We start from the raw sequence: 19,420 nt of genomic DNA on the forward strand, positions 1-19,420 counted from the left end.
TCCCCATGCTCATGATTCGCGCAGCCCTTCTATCTGCCCTGATGCTCGTCGCCTGCGACTCCCCCTCGTCACAACAACGCGCGACAACCTCCCCATCCGAACCAGCCGCCCCCACCCAAACACCGGCCGTCGCAGAGCCCGCAACGCTACGCGCCACCCCCGACACCGACCTGCGCGTCGGCCAGAACGTCGACGTCTGCTGGGAGGCTCCGGGCCGCTCCGACTGCATTTTCTCCATCCTGCATGCCAGCGGTGAGGGCGACTTCGGCGATGTAGCCGCCAGCGGATGTCGCCCGGTCATCGTGGAGCGCACCACGCTCATCGAGCTCTTCTGCGGCACCACCACCCACGCCCTGCTGCAACTCGACGCCACAGAGTGACGTTTTACCCGCATAAACACGGGACCTCCCGCGACCCTCGGTCACCTCGCACCCGCATAAACACGGGGCCTCCCGCGACCCTCGGTCACCTCGCACCCGCATAAACACCGGACCTCCCGCGACCCTCGGTCACCTCGCACCTTCCCCCGGCACACGAACCCCATACCCCCACACGAACCTCCCCACATCGCGAACCCCGGCGCCCCACAACCACACAACCTCATAACCTCATAACTACATAACCACACCACGCGCCCCCCCGAACCCACGCGGCGACTCCCCACATCGCGCCCCCCCCCACGCCCCGCACCTTACTCCTCCAGCTCCACCCACCGCACATCAAACTCGAGTTCCACATCGATCGTCGGCGAACACTCGCTCCCGCAGATCCCACTCTGGCAAAAGAGCGTAAACGCAGCGCTCCCGGCGATCGTCTGAGCAGCCTCATCGAACGCGCTGATATTCGCCATCGTCGAAGCGTTGTACGAGCAGGTGGTGCCCCCGACGTTCTCGATAAGACCGGCCTCCAGGGGCTGTTCCACAGGCACCTCGCTCCCGGCCTCGGGAAGATCCATGCCGAAGGTGATCGCGTTGAGCGAGCTTGAAACAAAGAGCCGCCCGAACGAGAGCTCCGCCCGAACCGCCGGCGCATCCCCGCTGACCGTCTGAGGCTCCCCTCCGTAGAGCGACATCGTCACGCTTCCCCCGGAGACCTCCGGCTCCTCCACCGGCTCCTCAACGCTCAGGCAATCTTCCGCGCACCCCTCCTCCCCGTCACAGACTTCGCCGAACTCCACCCTGCCGTTGCCGCACTCCGGCGCATTGCTCAGACAGGCCGGTCCGCTCTCGTCTTCGGTCTGCTGGCAGGTGTAGCCCGGCGCGCAGCTCTCCACACAGAGTCGGCTGCAGTACGAGCCGCCGAGCTCCTGATGGGAGACGCAGACGCCCCCTTCACACGCGTCGCTGACATCGATGCAGGTCGAGAGGTTGCAGATCAGATCGCAGGGCTGCCCCAGATCGCCGGGCTCCTCCTGCGGATCCTCGAAAAGCCCGCCATCGCCTGAATCTACGCCAGCGTCGACCTCTCCCACGTCATTTGAAGCGCGACGGTTGGTGTCGTCGCCGGAGCACGCCCCTCCCAGGCCCATTGCCACCACTGCGAACCACACAAACCGACCTGTTCCTTTCATCACCATCCTCGCTCGCCAGTATTCACCCGGTCGCGGACAACCTGCCCGACGCGACATCACTCCAATGGGGCATACCGTAGCTGCTCGCCAGGCCCACCACAACCGCCCCGCCGACTTGTTCGGGCGTCCTAACGCCCCACCTTTAGAGGAGCCCCCTGACACGAACGCTCATCACCCATCGCGGCGCGAGGTTGTCTTGGACACCATACTGCAGGGCATCATCACGATGATCTCGCTGGTCAACCCGCTGGTGTGTCTGGCGATGTTTGCCAACATCGAGCAGGACCAACCTCGGGAAACACAGCTGAAAGACGCCGCCCAGGTCGCGCTTGCCACCGTGGTGATCCTCGCCGGGGCCGCCCTCCTGGGCACGCGCATCCTGGAGATGTTCGGCGTCTCCATCGACGCCTTCTCGGTGACCGGCGGCGCGGTGCTGGTCGGCATCGGCGCGGCGATGCTGGGCGGGCGTCAGACCCCCACCAACCCCGACCCCGCGCAGAAGACCGGGGCTCACTCCTCGCCAGAGCCCGCCGAGCCTGACTCCGAGCGCGCGATTCACCAGGCCTCGCTCACTCCCCTGATCCTTTTCTCAGCCGGCCCCGGCCCCATCACCGGCGTCATCACCCTGGCAGCACAAAGCCAACAGACCCTACCCCTGACGGCCTTGATCGCCGTCGGAGTGACCTGCGCCCTGCTCTGGATCACGCTCTTTGTACCGGCCAGGAAGGCCCCCTCAAAAAGCAGCCCCGCCGGCGAAGGTGCCCCTGTCGACACCTCCCCCGCCAAGGAGGACGAGTCGTCGAGCTTTTACCGCGACATCGGCACCCGTTTTATGGGCCTGATCGTGGTCGCCATGGGCGTGCAGATCGCACTGACCGGCATCAAAGGTTTTTTCGAGATCGGCACGTAATCACGCACCTTCGACCGACCCTCGGTCACTCCGACCGACCCTCGGTCACTCCCACCGACCCTCGGTCACTCCCACCGACCCTCGGTCACTCCGACCGACCCTCGACACCCGCACAATCACACGGCTTCGACCGACCCTCGGTCACTCCGACCGACCCTCGGTCACTCCGATCGATTTTTGATCACTTCGACCCTCGGTCACCTCGACCCACGGTCACTCCGACCCACCCTCAATCGCCCCCCTCTTTTCAAACCTCCGCGAATCTCCTAACCTCCCCCCAACCTTCGAGCCAGACCGACCCGGGGAGCTTTGATTGACCCTCCCCACCTGCGGGGAGAACGCCGTGCACCCGAACCCTACTCAAAGCCACCATCGCCTCGCGCTGCGCCTCAGCGCCCTGCTCACCGCCTGTGCACTCAGCGCATGCAGCGGTGACGACGCCCCCGGGCAAACACCCTCACCCGACACCGGAGAGCACCAGGACGCCGACGCACCTTCGCCCGACGCAGATGCGCACGACTCAGACCCGCCCGACACTCAGACGCCTGATGTCGACGACGGTGAGGATAGCGGCGACGCAGCGCAGCCTGACCCCGAAGACCCGCGCGTGACCATGGACGACTTCAGCTTCGTGGGCGCATTTCGCGTGCCTGCGAGCCGGTTTGGTGCCTCCTCAATGAACTTCTCCCAGGGACCAATCGCGCTGCACCCGGAACGCAACTCGGTCTTTCTGGTCGGCCATAACTACGACCAGGCCATCGCCGAGTTTACCATTCCCGACCTGGTCAACAGCTCCGTGCTCACCGAGCTCAACACCGCCGAGAGGCCGGTCCAGAGATTTGCCAGCGTACTCGACCGTCTGGACAACCCCCAGAGGCTCGATCGACTCGGCGGCATGGCCTTTTTGGAGGATGGCGAGGGTTATGATCTCCTGGTTCACGCCTGGCAGTACTACGACGCCCCGGCTGACAAAACCCACACCACGCTGATGCTGCGCGACCCCGACGACCTGGAGGGCTCCGCCGTAGACGGCTTCTATGAGCTCGAAGGCCGCGCGCACACCAACGGCTGGGTCACCCCCATCCCCGAAGCGCTGCAGCAGGAGCTGGGCGCCACGCACCTGACCGGCTCCTCGGGCGGCTACCCCATTCACAGCCGCGCGAGCATCGGCCCCACCTTCTTCACCTTCGAGCCGGCGGCGTTCACCGCCCCACCCTCCGAGGAGATCCCGACCGAGGCGCTGTTGGACTACAGCCTGGCAAACCCGCTCCACCATGACCTCAACAACGACCAGGGCGACAACGACATCTGGACGCACCTCTCACGAGCCACCTTCGGATTCATCCCACCCGGCTCGCGTACCTACCTCGTGATCGGGAAGTCCGGCGGTCATCAGAGCGGTGTCTGCTACAAGTGCATCCCGGAAGGCCGCACCTCCACATGTGCGGGAAACTGCGCGCGCGACGCCACCGACTACGCGACGTTCTTCTGGGCCTTCGACATCGACGACCTGCTCGACGTCAAGGCCGGGGAAAAATTGCCGCATGAGGTGCGCCCCTTCGCTTACGGACCCTTTGAGATCCCCTTTAGCACCAACTCCATCGGGGGCGGCGCCTTCGACTCCGAACGCGGCCTGCTCTACCTCACCGCCCAGCGGGCCGACCGCGAACGCGAGTTCTTAAATCCACCGGTGATCATGGTCTACTCCTACGACCGCTGAGCGCCCTTCACCGCGCACCCGAAAGCGGCCGGCCGCATGAACAAAGGACCTCCGGCGACCCTGGGTCAGCTCACCACGGCCTGCTCCCGGCGCGTTTCCATCTCGTGAGCCGCGCCGCGTTCGCAACGCCCTGAGCCCCCATGCCCCTGTTCTACGCCCCCCAGACTGCCGGGAGAGTGATCATGCGCCCCGTTCCATCGCAGAATCGTCACATCCTCGCCCTGCTCCTTGCCTCCCTGCTTACCGCCTCCACGCTCTCTGCGTGCAACGGTGACAACGACCCTGCACACGATCGGTCGCCGGACACCGGTAGCCTCCAGGACACCGAGAGCACCTCACCGGATGCAGAAACGCCTGACACCGAAGAAGACGTCGAAGAAAATGTCGAACAAGATGTCAACGATAGTGGCCAGGACGCGCAACAACCCGACCCGGACGATGCGCGCGTCACCCCCGACGACTTCAACTTCGTCGGGGCTTTTCGCGTTCCGGCCGGTGAGTTCGGCAACTCCTCGATGAACTACTCCGAAGGCCCCATTGCGCTGCACCCCGAGCGTCCTTCGGTCTTTCTTGTGGGCCACACCTACCAGCAGGCCATCGCCGAGTTCACGATCCCCGAGCTCGTCGACAGCGCCGTGGTCGCCGAACTCAACATGGCCCAGGCGCCGTTGCAGGGCTTTGCCAGCGTGCTTAACCGGGCGGAGAACCCCCAGTCGATCGACCGCATCGGCGGCCTGGCCTTCATCGAAGATGGCGAAGGCCAAGGCTACGATCTCCTCATTCACGCGTACGAATATTACGACGCCCCGGCCGACAACACCCACACCACGTTAATGCTGCGCGACCCCGACGATCTGGAGGGCTCGGCGGTGGACGGATACTATGAATTCGAAGGCCGCGCGCACGCCAATGGCTGGGTCATGCCCATCCCCGAAGAGCTGCAGGCGGAGCTCGGCGCCACGCATCTGACCGGATCCTCGGGCGGCATCCCCATTCACGGCCGCGCGAGCATCGGCCCCTCCTTCTTCACCTTCGACCCGGCGGCCCTGACCGCGCCCCCCTCCGATAAGGTGCCCACCGAAGCGCTGATGGACTTCAGCCTCACCCATCCCTTGCACGAGGACATGAACAACACCGACGGCACAAACGACATCTGGACACACCTCTCACGGGCCACCTTCGGGTTTATCCCGCCGGGATCGCGCACGTATCTGGTCATCGGCCACTCCGGCGGCCACGAGACCGGCGTCTGCTACAAATGCACCCCCGAGGGGGGTAGCTCCAACTGCGGCGGTTATTGCGCCAACAACGTCACCGACTACAGCCCCTTCTTCTGGGCCTTCGACATCGACGATCTGCTCGAGGTCAAAGCTGGCGAGAAGCTCCCTCATGAGGTGCGCCCCGTTGCCCACGGCCCCTTGGAGATCCCCTTTAACACCAACACCATCGGCGGTGGCGCCTTCGACGCCGAGCGCGGCCTGCTCTACCTCACCGCCCAGCGGGCCGACCGTGAGGGCACCTACTCCAACCCGCCGGTGATCATGGTCTACGAGCTCGACCGCTGACGTTATTCTGCCTCCACGGAGCGCGCGATCGACCGCATCACCCGAGGCCTTCCGCCGACCCTCGGTCACCCTGAAGCGCGCCCCCGCGGCTGCCCCTTTTGCTGGACGTCGTTTGCACCCGGGGGACCGCGCGTGATACCCGCAACCCTCTCGTGTTCGTGCACCATTCTTGCCCGGAGCTGTGATGCTAGCCTGGTTCAAACGCTTCTTCGCCGCGCTCTTTGGGAAACGTCCCGAGCCGCGACAACTGCCCCCGGGGCGCGACGTCAACCTGAGCAGCCTGCGCGTCGGCGATGTGGTCGTGCACCTCGATCAGACCTACATCGTCAACCAGCGCATCGTGAATCATGCCAACGGCTTCTTCTGGCACGACTACAAGCTCTACGGCGGTGATGACGCCCACATCTGGCTCTCGGTCGAAGATGACGACGAGCTGGAAGTGGCCCTCTACCGTCCGGCCGATCTTACGCTCAACGAGGAGCCCCCCGAAGAGATCGAGTACCTCGGCCAGCTCTTTCGCCTCACCGAGAAAGGCACCAGCGACGCCAAGATCAGCCGCGAGAGCGGCAGCGAGACGCGCACCACCGCCTACTCCTGGGACTACGAGGGCGAGGGCGGCAAGCGTCTCAGCGTGCAACGCTGGGGCGAGAGTGAATATGAAGTGATGGTTGGCGAGCCGGTCAACGCCGCCTCGCTCGATTTGATGGCCCAGCCGGACTGAGACCATGACGATCCGAGACCGCCCACTTATCCCCGCCTTCTTTGCGCTCTTCTGCCTGGTCGGTGCCATCTACGGCATGATGGGCGAGCGCAAGACGCTGATCTACAACGAGACGGCCAACTTCGCCGAGCTCAACACCCCGCAGAAGCTCATCGGCCTGGAGCTCGACCCCGAGCGCATGTACACGCTCAACATCCTCTACGCGATGCCCATGCCGGTGAACGGCGCGATGGACGTGGGCGCGGCGGTGCTCAACAGCGATGGCGAAGAACTTCTGGAGCTCGAAGACTCCTACTGGCGCGAGACCGGCGTCTGGCGCGAAGGTGGCGAGTCGGGCACCTGGGACGAGCAGAACGCCCGCACGCAGTTTAACTTCCGCGTGCCCGACGCCGGCACCTACAGCCCGCAGATCACGCTATTCAGCGCCCGCGCGGTGCCGGCGGCCGCCTTCAAGGTTCAGATCCTGCGCAGCAAACCGCGCATTGTGGGTTCCTGGCCCTTCTGGCTGGGGCTGCTCATCTTCATCGGCGTGGCGGCGTATGTGGCCAACGGTCGCACCAAAGTCACCCGCAAACACCTTGAGAAGATGGGCTCCGGCTCCAAACTCAAGCTCCGCGGAGAGCTGCTCACCGTGGTCGACGTGCGCGAGCACCGCGAGCCTGGCGAGGAGACCGGCTACGAGCTCCGGCTGCAAAATCACCGGGGTGAAGAGCACTTCATCGCCATCGAGACCTACGAAGAAGAGTACACCGACAGCGAGGGCGACGACTGCTATCGCAACCACCGCTACATGCTGCACTGGCTCGAACTCAGCCCCGACGAGCTCGCCAGCGTCAGCCAGCAGGCCCACAACCAGCGCTGGGTGCGCGTGCGCAACACCACGCTCTCGCTCGACCGCAACAACAGCGGCAGCGGCAGCCTGACCACCCGCTTTGAGGGTGAGACCTATCAAAGCAACTACAAAGCCTGGGTTTACTTGCCCTCCCCCTTCCCGCGTATCCACGCCGGCGGCGCCCTCATCCTCGAACACCTCCTCTATGAGGACCGTGGCGAGCATGAGTGGAGCCTGATGGAGATTTTGACCTGGAAGGATATCGAGATCATCGAGTTAAAGCCCCGCGCCTGATCGCGCCTGGAGGCTGCCCCCATAACCACACGCTGCACGAGGAACCCCCATGGACATGGCACAGTTGGGTCAACTGATCACACAGATTCTCGGATGGAGCCTGGGCGGCATGGCCGCCCTGGTGCTGGCGCGCTACGCCTACAAGGTCATCGCGCCCTTCGACGTCAATGCCGAGCTCGTCGGCGACCGCAACACCGCCGTCGGCGCCAGCAAGGGCATGTTTCAGATCGCCGCGGCGATCATCCTGCACGGGCTCGTCGGTGGCGATCGCATGGCGAGCACGCTGTGGGCCGACATCGCGCTTGTCGCCGGCCTCTTCTTGCTGGGCCTCTTGATGCTCTGGGTCGGGCGCGTCATCCTCGTGGCGGCGACCTCCTTCGACTTCAACAAGCAGATCCACGAAGAAGACAACCTGGCCGTCGGCCTGATTGAGGGTAGCTACTTCATCGCGTTTGCCGTGATCATTCACGGCGTCATCTAAGCGCCCCAAAGTCCTATGAGCCCCCCCGAACTCGCCGAGACCACCGAGGCGGCCTCCCCTCAACCCCTGGGCGGCCGCCAGCGCACGCTTCTTGCGATCGTCGCCCTGAGCGTGGGTGCCGTCTCGATCTGCGGCATCATCTACCAGCTCATCGTCGGCACGGTGAGCACCTACCTGCTGGGCAACAGCACCTTTCAGTTCTCCATGACCATCGGCCTCTTTATGTCGGCCTACGGTCTGGGCGCCTTCCTCTCCACGCGGGTCAAGACGCACCTGGTCGATGTCTTCGTGCTCACCGAGATCCTGGTGGGGCTTGTGGGGGGGCTGTCGGCCTTTGCGCTCTTTTACCTCTATGCCATCGGCGGTTTTTTCGAGATCGGGCGCGTCGTGCTGATCCTGACGCTCGGCACGCTGGTAGGCCTGGAGATGCCGCTCCTGATTCGCATCAGCGAGGAGCTGCGCCAGGATCTGCGCTTAAGCGTCGGTCAGATGATGGGCGTCGACTACCTGGGCGCGCTCGTCGGCGGGGTGGCCTTCCCCCTTTTGCTGCTCCCGGTCTTCGGCATCATGGGCTCCTCGCTGCTCATCGGGCTCTTCAATGTGCTCGTCGCCCTGGTGATGCTTCAGGTCTTTCGCCCCATGCTCACCCGCGCGCGCCCCATGCTCACACTGGGCGCGCTGGCGCTGGCGCTGCTCGGCGGCGCGCTGATCATCAACCGCCCCATGGAGCGCCTGGTGGAGCGCGAGCTCTATGAAGACCCCATCGTCTTTATGGAGCAGACCCCCTACCAGAAGATCGTGATGTCCAGGCGCGACGACGACATCCGCCTCTTCCTCGACGGCTCGCTGCAGTTCTCCGCCCGCGATGAGTACCGCTACCACGAGGCGCTGGTGCACCCGGCGGCAAGCCGACTTCAGACCATCGAGCGTGTGCTGGTGCTCGGCGGCGGCGACGGCCTGGCGCTGCGCGAGCTGGGCCACTACCAGAGCATTGAGCACATCACGATGGTCGACCTCGACCCGGCCATGACGCGCCTGGGCCGCGACCACCCGATGCTGCGCGAGCTCAACCAGCAGGCCTTTGAAAAGCTCCCGGTAGAGGTGCTTAACGTCGACGCCTTTAACTTTGTGCGCGAGTTTGAATCGCGCGATGAGCCGCCCTACGACCTCATCATTATCGATCTGCCCGACCCTCACCACGAGTCGCTGGCCAAGCTCTACTCGGTGACCTTTTACGTAAGCCTGCAGGCGCTCCTGGCCCCCGACGGCCTGATGGTCGCCCAGCTCGGCAGCCCCTTCTTTGCCAACCGCACCTACTGGGGCGCCATCGCCACTCTGGAGCGCGCCGGCTGGCAGACGCGCCCCTTTCACGCCAACGTCCCGAGTTTTGGCGAGTGGGGTTTTGCGCTGGCCTCCCCGGGCTTTGTGCCCCCCGCGCCCCTGCGCGACTTCAGAGGCCGCTTCTACGACAGCGACCACGATGACGAGCTCTTCTACTTCCCCCCTGATCTGCAGCGTCGCCAGGAGGTCGAGCCCAACACCTTGATGCGACCGGTGCTCATCGACTACTTTCGTAACGACTGGCGCAGCTGGAACTGACCTGCCCCCACCTTTTTAAGGCACCCTTATGAACGGACACGCCATCGGGCTCGGCCTGCTCTGCGGCCTCCTCTTTCTCTTCATCGCCGCCATCGCCGTCGCCGCAAACCCCGACGACAGCCCGCCCACCGACAACGAGCGCGAGTACACTCGCCGCCACCGCGACATGCACGTCGTCTACTACGGCCGCCACGCCTACCCGCGCTCCGGGCGCCTGGGCAGCGTGGGCAACCGCGGCTTCCGCGGCGGTGGGTTGCACGGCGGGAAATGACACCCCCCAAACCCGTCCCGGGGACGATCATTTCTCAGCGATATCAACACCTTATCCCCACAACCCACCCGACCACCACGCATATTCGCTGAACGCGTTTAACAAAAACCGTACCCAACCCCCTCTTTTTGCCGACCTCCAAAAACGACCCACGGTCACCGTTGAGGTGACCGTGGGTCGTTTTTTATCCAGCCAAATCAACACCTTACACGCATTTCGTCGCAAGACGGGCGATTCGCATCTGAAACCTGGTCAAACACGTTCAACGAAAACGTCACCCCCCACCAGCCCATCCCTCACCCCCCGACACGTCCCAACCACAACCCACCCCACGCCCGCCCGAACCTCCCCACACCGCAAACCCCGGCGCCCCACAACCACCCAACCACACAACCACCCAACCTCAACCCGCACACCACCCCACGCCCTCACGCTCCTCCCCACACCGCAAACCCCCGGCGCCCCCCCGAGCCCTACTCACCGCGCCCACACCCCGGCAAGCCTTGCCACGTTGTCATTGTCGATCCAGTGCACATAGAGCGGCCCCTCCCCCTCCAGCAACGACCCGGGGTTGAGCACCACCTCAATGCGCTCGTCACTCCAGCTCACGATGCGCTGCAGCTCCACCCGGGCGCTCTCCAGATAGTCCGGACCATCGGTCAACACCACCCGTCGCCAGCTGCCATCGACGTAGACCTCGCCAAACATGTAGTCGGGTTGGTTGTAGCCAGCCGGCTCCGGCCCCACCTGATGGTAGAAACCCCGCGTGCTATCCCAGTGGGTGTTGGGCGTATAGCGCCCCAGCTCCTCCTCGTCGGGCCCGAGATTCATCGCCGGCAACCAGATCTGGCGTCCGGTGTCCGCAAACCAGTACTGCCACTCATTGAAGATCATCCCGGGCTCGGTGTCGCCGGTGGGGTCGATGAACATCTCCTCCAGATGCCAACGCGTCACATCCCCTTCGGGCCGAGACGACCACACCGGCACCCGGTAGCCGTTCTCCATCGGCGGCGGAAACACGAGCGTGCCTCCCTCGCTGTACTGCCACTGATTCTTCGCGATGTTGCCCGCCGCCGAGCCTCCCCACCCCTCCTGCTGACTGTCGCGCTGAGAGCCCCGCATCGTTTTCAGCGAGTTGTCGTTCTGCCCCTGGGGGTAACGCACCCGCGACGCATAATAGTAACGCCCGTCGCGAAAAGGCGCCGGCTCACTGGTCTTACCTCCGGTGGCCGCAACCCCCATAAAGTACGCGCCGCTCTTGCGATCTTCGGGGCCGCCACCGGCCGGCCCCAGGTAATGCGCCGGACCTCCGGGGTAACGCAAGCCCTCCCCCTCCCGCTGATACACCGGCCGGGCCCGGGGCGACTCCTTGCCGTAAAGTGGCGAATCTTCCACCTCCTCGCCATGCGCAAGCCCCGCGTTAAACCCCTCCGCCTCGCCGCGCACATAGACCTCATCCCCGAAATCCCACAGGAGCGCCGGCCCGCCCCCGGGCTTCTCGCCAAACCCCACCGCCGCGCTCCCCACCTCAAGCACCACGCGGGCCCCGGCCTCCTGTGGCCCACGCACCTCATAGCCCCCCTGCCCCTCCCAGAGCTGCGCGTCTTCCCCGCTATCGGCCGCATCACCTCCCCCGCCGGCATCTTCCCCCTCGTCAGCATCACCCGCATCGCCGCCGCCTGGGCCGCCAGCATCACTCGCATCCTCCCCCGCATCGCGCGCCACGTTGGCATCGCCCGCTCCCGCATCCACCGCAACGCCCGCGTCATCTCGCGTCGCCGGCCCCTCCGGCTCCCCGCTGCACCCTACCATCGCGGCCAACGCCACCATCACCCAAGCCATCTTCACCGTTTTCCAGCGCATCATCGCTCCCCTCAAAGCAGCCTCATCCACTGGCGTCCCCTCACCACACGAAAGCAGAGGACGCCCAGTCTCTAAAATACGATGTCCCCTCACTACCACGCCCCCCGACCCCCGTCAGGCAACGCCGCGTTTCAAGATGCAACGACCGCACCCCACCCCACGCCCACACGAACCTCCCCACACCGCAAGCCCCGGCGCCCCACCACCACACAACCACCCAACCTCAACCCGCACCCCACCACACGCCCACACGAACCTCCCCACACCGCAACCCCCGACGCCCCACCGTTGAACTCCTCACCCCATCTCGGTACTCTGACTCCATAGTCATACAATAGCCGGGGGGCAGCTCGCCCCCCGGCACGTTTGTCTGTTCCTCATCCGTACCGAGCCCTCACCATGCCCCTCCTCCCCCACCACGCGCTCCACCGCATCGGAAGCGCGCTCTTCAGCGCGCTGCTTCTCCTCTCTGCGGGCTGCGGCCCCGATGATGGCCCCGACACCCTGGTCGAGGGCGATGGCTGGGAGTTCCAGGAGCCCGGCCATCCCACTGATCCGAGCGACCCCACGGACCCTGCAAACCCCGGCGACCCCGGCGACCCCACTGATCCGGGCGACCCCACGGACCCTACAGACCCCGGCGATCCGGGCGATCCCACTGACCCCACCGGCCGCTACCTCCAGCCGCTTCCCGATGGCTTTGAAGTCCCCCTGCTCGACGAAGACTTCGTCGTGCGCCTGGAGTGGGAGCACCTCACCGACGAGCGCCCCCTGGTCAGCCGCTCCGTCGACCTGGAGCTTATCACCTGCCTCGCCCCGCCCGGTCAGACCTTTGACCGCCACCACACCGAGGCCTGCGCCTCCTGGAGCAACCCGATAAGCCAGTGGCGCATCGATGGCGAAGCCTACCCGGTGCGCGCCGGCGAAGACGCCACCCGCGACGGGGTCGCCGAACAGGTCGGCCACGCCCTGCTCCCGGCCGGCCGCACCCACGTCGGCGTGCGCTACCACTACGGCGGCTACGACGCCCGCGCCACACTCACCATGTACCTGGAGGGACGACGCATCTGGGAAGACACCAGAATCCTCACCGAACGCGACCAGACCTGGTATGCCGCCATCTTCGCGTGGTCCGCCGACCCCGATATCCCCCAGAACCCGACCCGCATCGAACCGCCCCCCTGCACCTCCGAAGCCCCTGGCGCCTGCGCCGATGAGGGCGTCTACGCCGAAGAGGTGCTCCTCGATGGCGCCGAAATCGACGCCGATTAATACGCCGTGAGCAGAAGTTGACGCTGATGAATGCGAGATTGAGCGTGACGCGAGCAAGGCGCAAAACGCAGGCGATGCTTTAGCATCGTCGAGGCTTTGCAACGCAGCTCCCGGTGCTCTCAATGCAGCAGACACAGCGTCAACGATAGCTCACGGCGTAACAACCCCTAACAATCAAGCACTTAAACTCACCAGCGAGAATTACCATGCGCCCCAACCTCCCGATTGCCATACTCCTCGCCATCTTCATCGTGGCCCCGGCCTGCACGCCCGAAAACGCCGAAAGCCCCAACGACGACTGCCCCGACGCCTCCTGCGACGTGCAGCCCGACGAGGACGCCGGTCCAGACGCCTCCGACGCCGACGCCGGCCCGGACGCCTCCGATGCCGACGCCCCCCACGATCTGCCTGACTGGCGCCCACAGGATCCCCCTCCGCGGCCCGAACGCGACGTCCTCATCGAGGTGATCTGGGAGCGCGTCGATCCCGTGGATGAAGACGCGAGCCCGTACATCAACTCCCTTACCGACCTTGATCTCTTCTACTGCCACGCCCTCGACGCTTCGCTCTTCGACGACCTGAACGGCTGCACGAGCTACCGCAACCCGCATGCCGGGTTTAGTCCCACCCCGGATGGTGAGCGTATGGAGACCGAGCTGCTGCTCGAAAGTCGCTTTATCGACTACCCGGAATGGGTCGTGCACGATCACCCCACCGCCGGGCGCACCCACCTGGTGGTCCACGGCTACACCATCCGATTCGCCGTCCGAGCCCACGCCCGCGTCTACCTCGATGGTGAGCTGGCCTGGGAGAACTCGGTGGAGCTCACGCCCGAGGTCAGCAAGGCGATGTGGTACGCTGGCACCATCGACTGGCACGAAGACCCCGCTCAGGTCACCATCACCGACGGCCCCTCGTGTGCTGAGCGCGATGGCGATGATGCCTGTCATGAGGTGAACGACGCGCTCTACACCTACGTCGTCACCTTCGCCGAGGCACCCTGACGCGGCGTTCCCAGACCATTTGCATCGGTTAAAAAACCGGCCCCTTCAAGGGGGCCGGTTTTTTTATATCGTGCAACGCACCCACCATCGCTTTTGACCCCATCCCCCTCGCGCGGTAGCCTCTCCCCACGCTCACACCATCACCGCGGAGGGAACTCGCCAGCCACCGGCCCCTTCGCCGCCACCGCCGAGACGACCATGACCCGACCTGGCCTTGTAGCACCCGCGCCCCTCCCACGTCCCCATGTTCTGCATCGTCTGAGCGCCGCGCTGCTCCTCGCCGCACTCACCACATCCTGCGGTCCGATCGAGGCCAGCGCCCCGGCCCCCGTCGACTCCGACGCCCACTGGGCGTTTTACGAAACCCCCGTCCCCCCCGAGCCCGCCGAAGATCCCTACCTTCCCCCGCTGCCCGACGACGCGGCCGCCCCGCTGATGGACGAGCCCTTTGTGATGCGCCTCTCCTGGGAGCCGCTGATCGACGGCCCCATCCTGCGCGAAGACGCCGTCGACCTCGATCTCATCGCCTGCATGAGCCCGCTGGCCACCTCCTTTGACGCCCCCAACCGCCTGGGCTGCACCTCCTGGCGCACCCCCGAGAACCCCTGGCCCATCAACGGCGACCTCTTCTTCACCCGCGCCGGCGACAACGCCACCCGCCACGGCCTCATCGAGCAGGTCGGCCACCCCATCCTCCCCGGCCAGCGCACCCACGCCGCGGTCCGCTACATCGCCGGCGCCCACACCGTGCTCGCCAGGGTCGACGTCTACCTCCATGGCGAGCGCGTCTGGCAGTACCGCGAAGCCCTCATGGCCCCCGGCCAGACCTGGTACGTCGCCCTCTTCGACTGGCTCCCCCACACCGACACCCCCGAGCGCTTCACCCCCCTCCCCTGCCTGGCCGATGACGCCAACCGCTGCGCCCGAGGCGGGCTTTATATGGACGAGGTCCCACTGGATTTGAGCGAGCATGAGGTGGAGGTGGAGTGAATAAAACCACCTCAGACTCCCCCCACGGACACGCCCCCTAACCCACGCACAAATCAACCCGCATCCCCAAGCGGGGCGCCCCCTGAAACCCAACGCCACAACCATTTGAATCGCCCCCCTCCTTCTGGCTAACGTGAGTTTCTCATCCCACGGGCGTCGCCAGCGCATCGTGAGCAACGCAACGCGTGGAGCTCGCATCACACGCGCTTTCATCTCGAGAGCAACTCAGAACCGATCGCCGCAGGCCATCATAACGCTGTGAGCTAATGTTGACGCCTTTGGATGCGAAACCGAGAGTGACCTGAACAAGGCGCAAACCACAGGCGATGCTTTTGCATCGTCGAGGATTTGTAACGCAGCTCAGGGTGCTCTCGGTGCAGCAGACACGGCGCCAACGTTGGCTCACGGCGTAGTATTCAATTCAACGTTTCAACACCACAGGATCCCTCTTATGAATCCGACACGTCCCATCATCGCCCTCTGCGCCCTACTCCTTCTAGGCAGCGCCTGTAACGCCGATACCGCTGACACCGCCGACTGCCCCGACGCCCCCTGCGACCCGCAGCCTTCCGAGACGCCCCCGCTCCCCGAGGACGAAGTCGTCATTGCGCTCTCCTGGGAAAAACTCCTTCCGAATGAAGACGACCCGGAGTTTCGCGGAGGCCTGGACCTCTACTACTGCACCTCGGAGGAAGACTCTTTTTCTCAAGCCATTGACGAAAATGAATGCGTCTTCTGGGGCAACTACCCGTCGACCTTCACGACTGACGGTGTCGACACACAAGTCACCATGGTCAGCACGGTCGGCTATGACGATCCCCTCAACTATATCGTTCACGACGCGTTCTCCTCGGGACGCACCCATATTGTCGCTATGGGCCACAACCATACCGAGGCCATCCGCGCCCATGCCCGCGTCTACCTTGCCGGTGAACTCATCTGGGAAGCTGCTCAGGAGATTGGCGCCAACGATATCCAAACGCCCTGGTATGCCGGCTACATCGACTGGAACGAGGACCTCGCCGAAGTCACCGTATCTCCGGGGATCCCCTGCTCCGATGTCGCCGAACCGGAGTGCCAGGGCGAGAGCGAGGTTCTCTACGAAAAGTACGCCACCATGAGCTTTCAACACGATTAAGCACAATCCGCGCCCCCCCGAACGCCCGCACAAATCAACCCGCATCCCGAAGCGGGGCGTCTACAACCCCCGCCCCACCCAACGTCCTCACGAATCGCCCCACATCGCGAACCCCGGCGTCCCACAACCACCCAACCCCTTAACCACCCAACCACAACCCGCGAACCACCCAACGTCCTTACCGGCCTGCCAACATCGCGCACCCCGCCGCCCCACCCGCGTTGACCTCCCCCCCTCCCCCATCTAACCTACCCTCATTCACCACACCCGAGATCCATCCTTCATCCTAGTGATGTACGTCGTAGGAGATCTCGCCCTGAAGTGTTCCGCCGCGCATGGGGCGCGGCGGTCCTTTTACGTCACGGCGTTGTCGACGGGCCTTCTGCGTCCGCTCGCAAGGCCGACTTTAGAAGCGAGGAAAGCGATGAGAAGCATCAAAGGGATCGTCTCCAATCACCTCAACTTCATTCACATGCCCACCGGCCGCTACGTCTTCGCGCTCAAAGCCCTTCGCGACGAAGCCGAAAAGCGCAGCCTCGACACCCTCAAAGCGGCCGCCGACGAGGCCATCAGCGTCGGGGAGCGCGCGCTGCGTCTGGAGTTCGCCTACGAGCAGGCCCGCACCCAGAGCTCGTCGGCGCGCGGCGAGGCGTTGGCCATCGACAACCAGATCGACGCCCAGGTTGGCGCGATCAAGGCCATGACCGACGCGCGCACCGTGGGCCCCGACGAGGACCCGGTTGTCCAGGCCGCCCGGCGCGTGCTCGACGTCCTCTTCCCGCGCGGCATTGCTCCCATTGTGCATCAGAGCTTTGAGGTGCAGCTCGGCATCCTCGACGTGTTTCTGGAGCACACCGACAGCCAGCTCGCCAGCGACATGACACTGCTCGGCCTGGAACGCGAGGTCACTCGCCTCCGCGAACTCGTCGCGCGCTTCCGTGCCGAGCTCAACCGTGAGGCCGACGCCGGAGTCCCCTTCATCGACGTGCGCGCCGCCCGCGAGGAGCTCCACGAGGCGGCCGCGCTCGTCTACCTCCAGGCCCTCGCCAGCTACCCCTCCCTCGACGAGCAGGCCACCCGGCAGCGCGAATCCCTCATCGCCGGCTTCACCGAACAACACGAACGCGTGCGCGCCGACCATCGCCGCCGCCTCAAACCCACCGACATCGACCCCGTCAGCGGCGAAGAACTCCTGGAGGGCGACGCGCCTCCCAGCGACGTCCAGCCTCCGGTGGTCAGTGATGATGTGGTGCAGCCCACCCACGTCTGATGGCTTGATTGCGACACGCTAAACGCCCCAAAAGCCCCGGCTCGCCACCGGGGCTTCGTTTTGCCCGAAGTTCACGCAACCACATACCCCGAACGGGGCACTTAGGGGGTCAAAAGAGGCACACCCTGCCATTTCTCCAGGGGTCGAGGGGTACGAAACAGGCACAGCCTGCCATTTTTGTAGGGGTCGAGGGGTTCAGAACAGGCACCGCCTGCCTCCCGGCCAGGCGTCGACGGGTTCGCGAAACCCCGGCGATGAAGATGGCGTGTGGGTCGAGGGGCTCGCGAAACGCCCGCGCTCCAAAACCCGAGCGCACGCCTCGACCAGCGCGGCGAAGCGGGACCTTCCGCTTCCGCCAAATGCGGCACACACGAATCGACCAGCGTTGCGAAGCGGGGCGCCCCACAACCACCCAACCACCCAACCACAACCCGCGAACCACCCAACGCACTCACGAATCGACCCACGTCGCGAACCCCGGCGCCCCACAACCACCCAACCCCTTAACCACCCAACCACAACCCGCGCCCCACCCAACGCCCGTACCTGCCTGCCAACATCGCGAACCCCGGCGCCCCAACGCTCTACCAACGCATCCTCAACCCCACTCCCCCCGCCATTCCGGCCTCTCCGGAGCGCCCCAGCGTCGGCCGCACATAAGGCGCCACGCTCAACCGAAAGCTCGACGGTGTCTCGCGCAGCCGCGCGTTACCCCGGGCGTCGAACAACGCACCACGCGCGTTGGCCTCCTCCACGAGACGTTGGGCGTCGGCCTGCCCCACCAACACGAGCCGATAGCGGTGGCGAGCTGAATAGAGTTTTGCCCCATACCCAAACGTCAGCCCCCCGACGACCACACCGCCCACCGCCCACCACGCCTCGGCGGGCGGGAGAAGCGCCGCCCCTGCCCCCATCCCCGCAAGGAACACGAAAAAGGCCGAAAACATCACCACGGGGACCGACACCACGAGCACCGGAACCGCCACCGCCATCATCGGAACCCCCAGAACGTATCCCCGGGTCTGGCGCGCCATATTCTCGTCAAACTGCTCGCCCAACTCGGGATGCCCGAGCACCCGGTAGAAATCCCCTTCACGATAGACCTCGCCGGTCTGGCGGTCTTTGAGCTGATACTCCAGGTAGCTCTTCCCCCAGCGCACGCGGGTGGGTTGAAGAAGCTGAAATCGGGGCTCGTCGCCGGCGTCCGCGTCGGCATCGGCGGAAGGCGCGGCGGTGGGTGGGGAGCGCTCGGGCGACTCCGGGTAGAGCGCGGGTTGCGCGGCGACCGGAGCGCTCAAGAGGCTAAACACAAGGAGCGCGGCGAGTGTAAGGAGAGGGTGAATGCGATTCATGGGAGGTCCGCCACGATGGGGTAGTGAGTGGCTGAGGGTAGGGAGCCTGGCAAAGGGCTTCAACGCGTTGCGAAAAGCGCCACAACGACGCAGGGATGGGCCGCCCCCTGAACAAAGCGCACAGCCCCAGAGACACAACGATGAAACCAACCCTGGCCAACCACGCCGTTCTGTCTCGACTCGCCGAGCACGGGCCCGCCATCCACGCGCTCGGCGTCCACCGCCCGGGCCTCTTCGGCTCCTTCGCACGCGACGACGCCCACGCGCAACGTGACGTCGATCTTTAGGTCGACTTTCGGGATGGCGAGAAGACCTACGCGAACCTCTTCGAGCTCTCGGAGCTGCTCGAAGCGCTCCTCGACAGGAAGGTGGAGCTCGTCACGCCAGAGGGTGTGTCGGAAGCGCTTTTGGCGCGGATCCTGAAGGAGGTTGGGGTCATCGAGAGTGTTTCGGGCATCACCCCGCCGCTGGCTGAATACGAGTGGCGGCATGCCCCCCCGGCGAACCACCGGACGTGCTCACGAATCGACCAGCGTGGCGAAGCGGGGCGTTGCGCAACCACCTGACC

The 19,420-nt window shown here is 65.1% G+C and carries 18 protein-coding genes; 14 read left to right on the plus strand and 4 right to left on the minus strand.

The genetic code is table 11. The annotated features are described in order from the left end of the window. Positions 1-5 precede the first annotated feature (5 nt). Entirely contained in the window at positions 6-380 is a 375-nt protein-coding gene (locus FRC96_RS14935) for a hypothetical protein (RefSeq protein WP_146975561.1), read from the plus strand. Positions 381-691: 311 nt separating this feature from the next. Here the strand turns inward: FRC96_RS14935 and FRC96_RS14940 are convergent, their stop codons facing one another. Further along, a complete protein-coding gene (locus FRC96_RS14940) occupies positions 692-1,570 on the minus strand; it encodes a hypothetical protein (RefSeq protein WP_230470292.1) in 879 nt (292 codons plus the stop codon). A gap of 196 nt (positions 1,571-1,766) precedes the next feature. Here FRC96_RS14940 and FRC96_RS22235 point away from each other — a divergent pair, with 196 nt between their 5' ends. The 8 genes from FRC96_RS22235 (at position 1,767) to FRC96_RS14980 (ending at position 9,963) form a co-directional block, all read left to right on the plus strand. Next, positions 1,767-2,480: a MarC family protein gene (locus FRC96_RS22235; protein WP_230470293.1), complete on the plus strand. Its 714-nt coding sequence runs from the start codon at positions 1,767-1,769 to the stop codon at positions 2,478-2,480. Positions 2,481-2,793: 313 nt separating this feature from the next. Beyond that, positions 2,794-4,200 (plus strand): hypothetical protein, encoded by a 1,407-nt coding sequence (locus FRC96_RS14950; protein ID WP_146975566.1) that lies wholly within the window; start codon positions 2,794-2,796, stop codon positions 4,198-4,200. 182 nt (positions 4,201-4,382) lie between these two features. After that, the gene (locus FRC96_RS14955) at positions 4,383-5,765 is read left to right on the plus strand and encodes a hypothetical protein (RefSeq protein ID WP_146975567.1); all 1,383 of its coding nucleotides are present in this window, start codon (positions 4,383-4,385) and stop codon (positions 5,763-5,765) included. Between the two features lie 184 nt (positions 5,766-5,949). Beyond that, positions 5,950-6,486 (plus strand): DUF4178 domain-containing protein, encoded by a 537-nt coding sequence (locus FRC96_RS14960; RefSeq protein WP_146975569.1) that lies wholly within the window; start codon positions 5,950-5,952, stop codon positions 6,484-6,486. Positions 6,487-6,490: 4 nt separating this feature from the next. Continuing rightward, positions 6,491-7,612, plus strand: a complete 1,122-nt coding sequence (locus tag FRC96_RS14965) for a hypothetical protein (protein ID WP_146975570.1) — start codon at positions 6,491-6,493, stop codon at positions 7,610-7,612. 49 nt (positions 7,613-7,661) lie between these two features. After that, on the plus strand, positions 7,662-8,093 hold the full coding sequence (locus FRC96_RS14970) for a DUF350 domain-containing protein (RefSeq protein ID WP_146975572.1): 432 nt from the start codon (positions 7,662-7,664) through the stop codon (positions 8,091-8,093). 15 nt (positions 8,094-8,108) lie between these two features. Further along, positions 8,109-9,692 carry a polyamine aminopropyltransferase gene (locus FRC96_RS14975; protein WP_146975574.1) on the plus strand — a complete coding sequence of 528 codons (1,584 nt, stop codon included), beginning with the start codon at positions 8,109-8,111 and terminating at the stop codon, positions 9,690-9,692. A 28-nt stretch (positions 9,693-9,720) separates the two neighbouring features. Further along, complete coding sequence (locus tag FRC96_RS14980) at positions 9,721-9,963, plus strand: hypothetical protein (RefSeq protein WP_146975575.1); 243 nt, start codon at positions 9,721-9,723, stop codon at positions 9,961-9,963. Positions 9,964-10,440: 477 nt separating this feature from the next. Here FRC96_RS14980 and FRC96_RS14985 read toward each other — a convergent pair whose 3' ends face one another. Beyond that, a complete protein-coding gene (locus tag FRC96_RS14985; RefSeq protein ID WP_146975577.1) occupies positions 10,441-11,829 on the minus strand; it encodes a hypothetical protein in 1,389 nt (462 codons plus the stop codon). Positions 11,830-12,225: 396 nt separating this feature from the next. On the opposite strand from FRC96_RS14985, the gene FRC96_RS14990 reads away from it, so the two are divergent. From FRC96_RS14990 to FRC96_RS15010, 5 genes are all read left to right on the plus strand, one after another. Beyond that, the gene (locus FRC96_RS14990; RefSeq protein ID WP_146975578.1) at positions 12,226-13,098 is read left to right on the plus strand and encodes a hypothetical protein; all 873 of its coding nucleotides are present in this window, start codon (positions 12,226-12,228) and stop codon (positions 13,096-13,098) included. 206 nt (positions 13,099-13,304) lie between these two features. Next, positions 13,305-14,102 (plus strand): hypothetical protein, encoded by a 798-nt coding sequence (locus FRC96_RS22240; protein ID WP_230470314.1) that lies wholly within the window; start codon positions 13,305-13,307, stop codon positions 14,100-14,102. Positions 14,103-14,300: 198 nt separating this feature from the next. Beyond that, positions 14,301-15,092, plus strand: coding sequence for a hypothetical protein (locus FRC96_RS15000; RefSeq protein ID WP_146975582.1), 792 nt, complete (start codon positions 14,301-14,303; stop codon positions 15,090-15,092). A 451-nt stretch (positions 15,093-15,543) separates the two neighbouring features. Continuing rightward, positions 15,544-16,230 (plus strand): hypothetical protein, encoded by a 687-nt coding sequence (locus tag FRC96_RS15005; protein WP_146975584.1) that lies wholly within the window; start codon positions 15,544-15,546, stop codon positions 16,228-16,230. 424 nt (positions 16,231-16,654) lie between these two features. Further along, positions 16,655-17,500: a hypothetical protein gene (locus FRC96_RS15010; protein ID WP_146975585.1), complete on the plus strand. Its 846-nt coding sequence runs from the start codon at positions 16,655-16,657 to the stop codon at positions 17,498-17,500. A 584-nt stretch (positions 17,501-18,084) separates the two neighbouring features. Here FRC96_RS15010 and FRC96_RS15015 read toward each other — a convergent pair. Together FRC96_RS15015 and FRC96_RS22245 are read right to left on the minus strand one after the other, a co-directional pair. Further along, positions 18,085-18,852, minus strand: coding sequence for a hypothetical protein (locus FRC96_RS15015; protein WP_146975587.1), 768 nt, complete (start codon positions 18,850-18,852; stop codon positions 18,085-18,087). A 59-nt stretch (positions 18,853-18,911) separates the two neighbouring features. Beyond that, positions 18,912-19,343, minus strand: coding sequence for a hypothetical protein (locus FRC96_RS22245; protein ID WP_230470294.1), 432 nt, complete (start codon positions 19,341-19,343; stop codon positions 18,912-18,914). Between the last annotated feature and the right edge of the window lie 77 nt (positions 19,344-19,420).

Origin of the sequence: Lujinxingia vulgaris (assembly GCF_007997005.1) — a bacterium.
Taxonomy (GTDB): domain Bacteria; phylum Myxococcota_A; class Bradymonadia; order Bradymonadales; family Bradymonadaceae; genus Lujinxingia.

Coding starts and splice junctions, on each gene's coding strand:
- FRC96_RS14935 (WP_146975561.1), top strand. CDS start 6: ATGCTCATGATTCGCGCAGCCCTTCTATCTGCCCTGATGCTCGTCGCC.
- FRC96_RS14940 (WP_230470292.1), bottom strand. CDS start 1,570: ATGAAAGGAACAGGTCGGTTTGTGTGGTTCGCAGTGGTGGCAATGGGC.
- FRC96_RS14955 (WP_146975567.1), top strand. CDS start 4,383: ATGCGCCCCGTTCCATCGCAGAATCGTCACATCCTCGCCCTGCTCCTT.
- FRC96_RS14960 (WP_146975569.1), top strand. CDS start 5,950: ATGCTAGCCTGGTTCAAACGCTTCTTCGCCGCGCTCTTTGGGAAACGT.
- FRC96_RS14965 (WP_146975570.1), top strand. CDS start 6,491: ATGACGATCCGAGACCGCCCACTTATCCCCGCCTTCTTTGCGCTCTTC.
- FRC96_RS14970 (WP_146975572.1), top strand. CDS start 7,662: ATGGACATGGCACAGTTGGGTCAACTGATCACACAGATTCTCGGATGG.
- FRC96_RS14975 (WP_146975574.1), top strand. CDS start 8,109: ATGAGCCCCCCCGAACTCGCCGAGACCACCGAGGCGGCCTCCCCTCAA.
- FRC96_RS14980 (WP_146975575.1), top strand. CDS start 9,721: ATGAACGGACACGCCATCGGGCTCGGCCTGCTCTGCGGCCTCCTCTTT.
- FRC96_RS14985 (WP_146975577.1), bottom strand. CDS start 11,829: ATGATGCGCTGGAAAACGGTGAAGATGGCTTGGGTGATGGTGGCGTTG.
- FRC96_RS14990 (WP_146975578.1), top strand. CDS start 12,226: ATGCCCCTCCTCCCCCACCACGCGCTCCACCGCATCGGAAGCGCGCTC.
- FRC96_RS22240 (WP_230470314.1), top strand. CDS start 13,305: ATGCGCCCCAACCTCCCGATTGCCATACTCCTCGCCATCTTCATCGTG.
- FRC96_RS15000 (WP_146975582.1), top strand. CDS start 14,301: ATGACCCGACCTGGCCTTGTAGCACCCGCGCCCCTCCCACGTCCCCAT.
- FRC96_RS15005 (WP_146975584.1), top strand. CDS start 15,544: ATGAATCCGACACGTCCCATCATCGCCCTCTGCGCCCTACTCCTTCTA.
- FRC96_RS15010 (WP_146975585.1), top strand. CDS start 16,655: ATGAGAAGCATCAAAGGGATCGTCTCCAATCACCTCAACTTCATTCAC.
- FRC96_RS15015 (WP_146975587.1), bottom strand. CDS start 18,852: ATGAATCGCATTCACCCTCTCCTTACACTCGCCGCGCTCCTTGTGTTT.
- FRC96_RS22245 (WP_230470294.1), bottom strand. CDS start 19,343: ATGCCGCCACTCGTATTCAGCCAGCGGCGGGGTGATGCCCGAAACACT.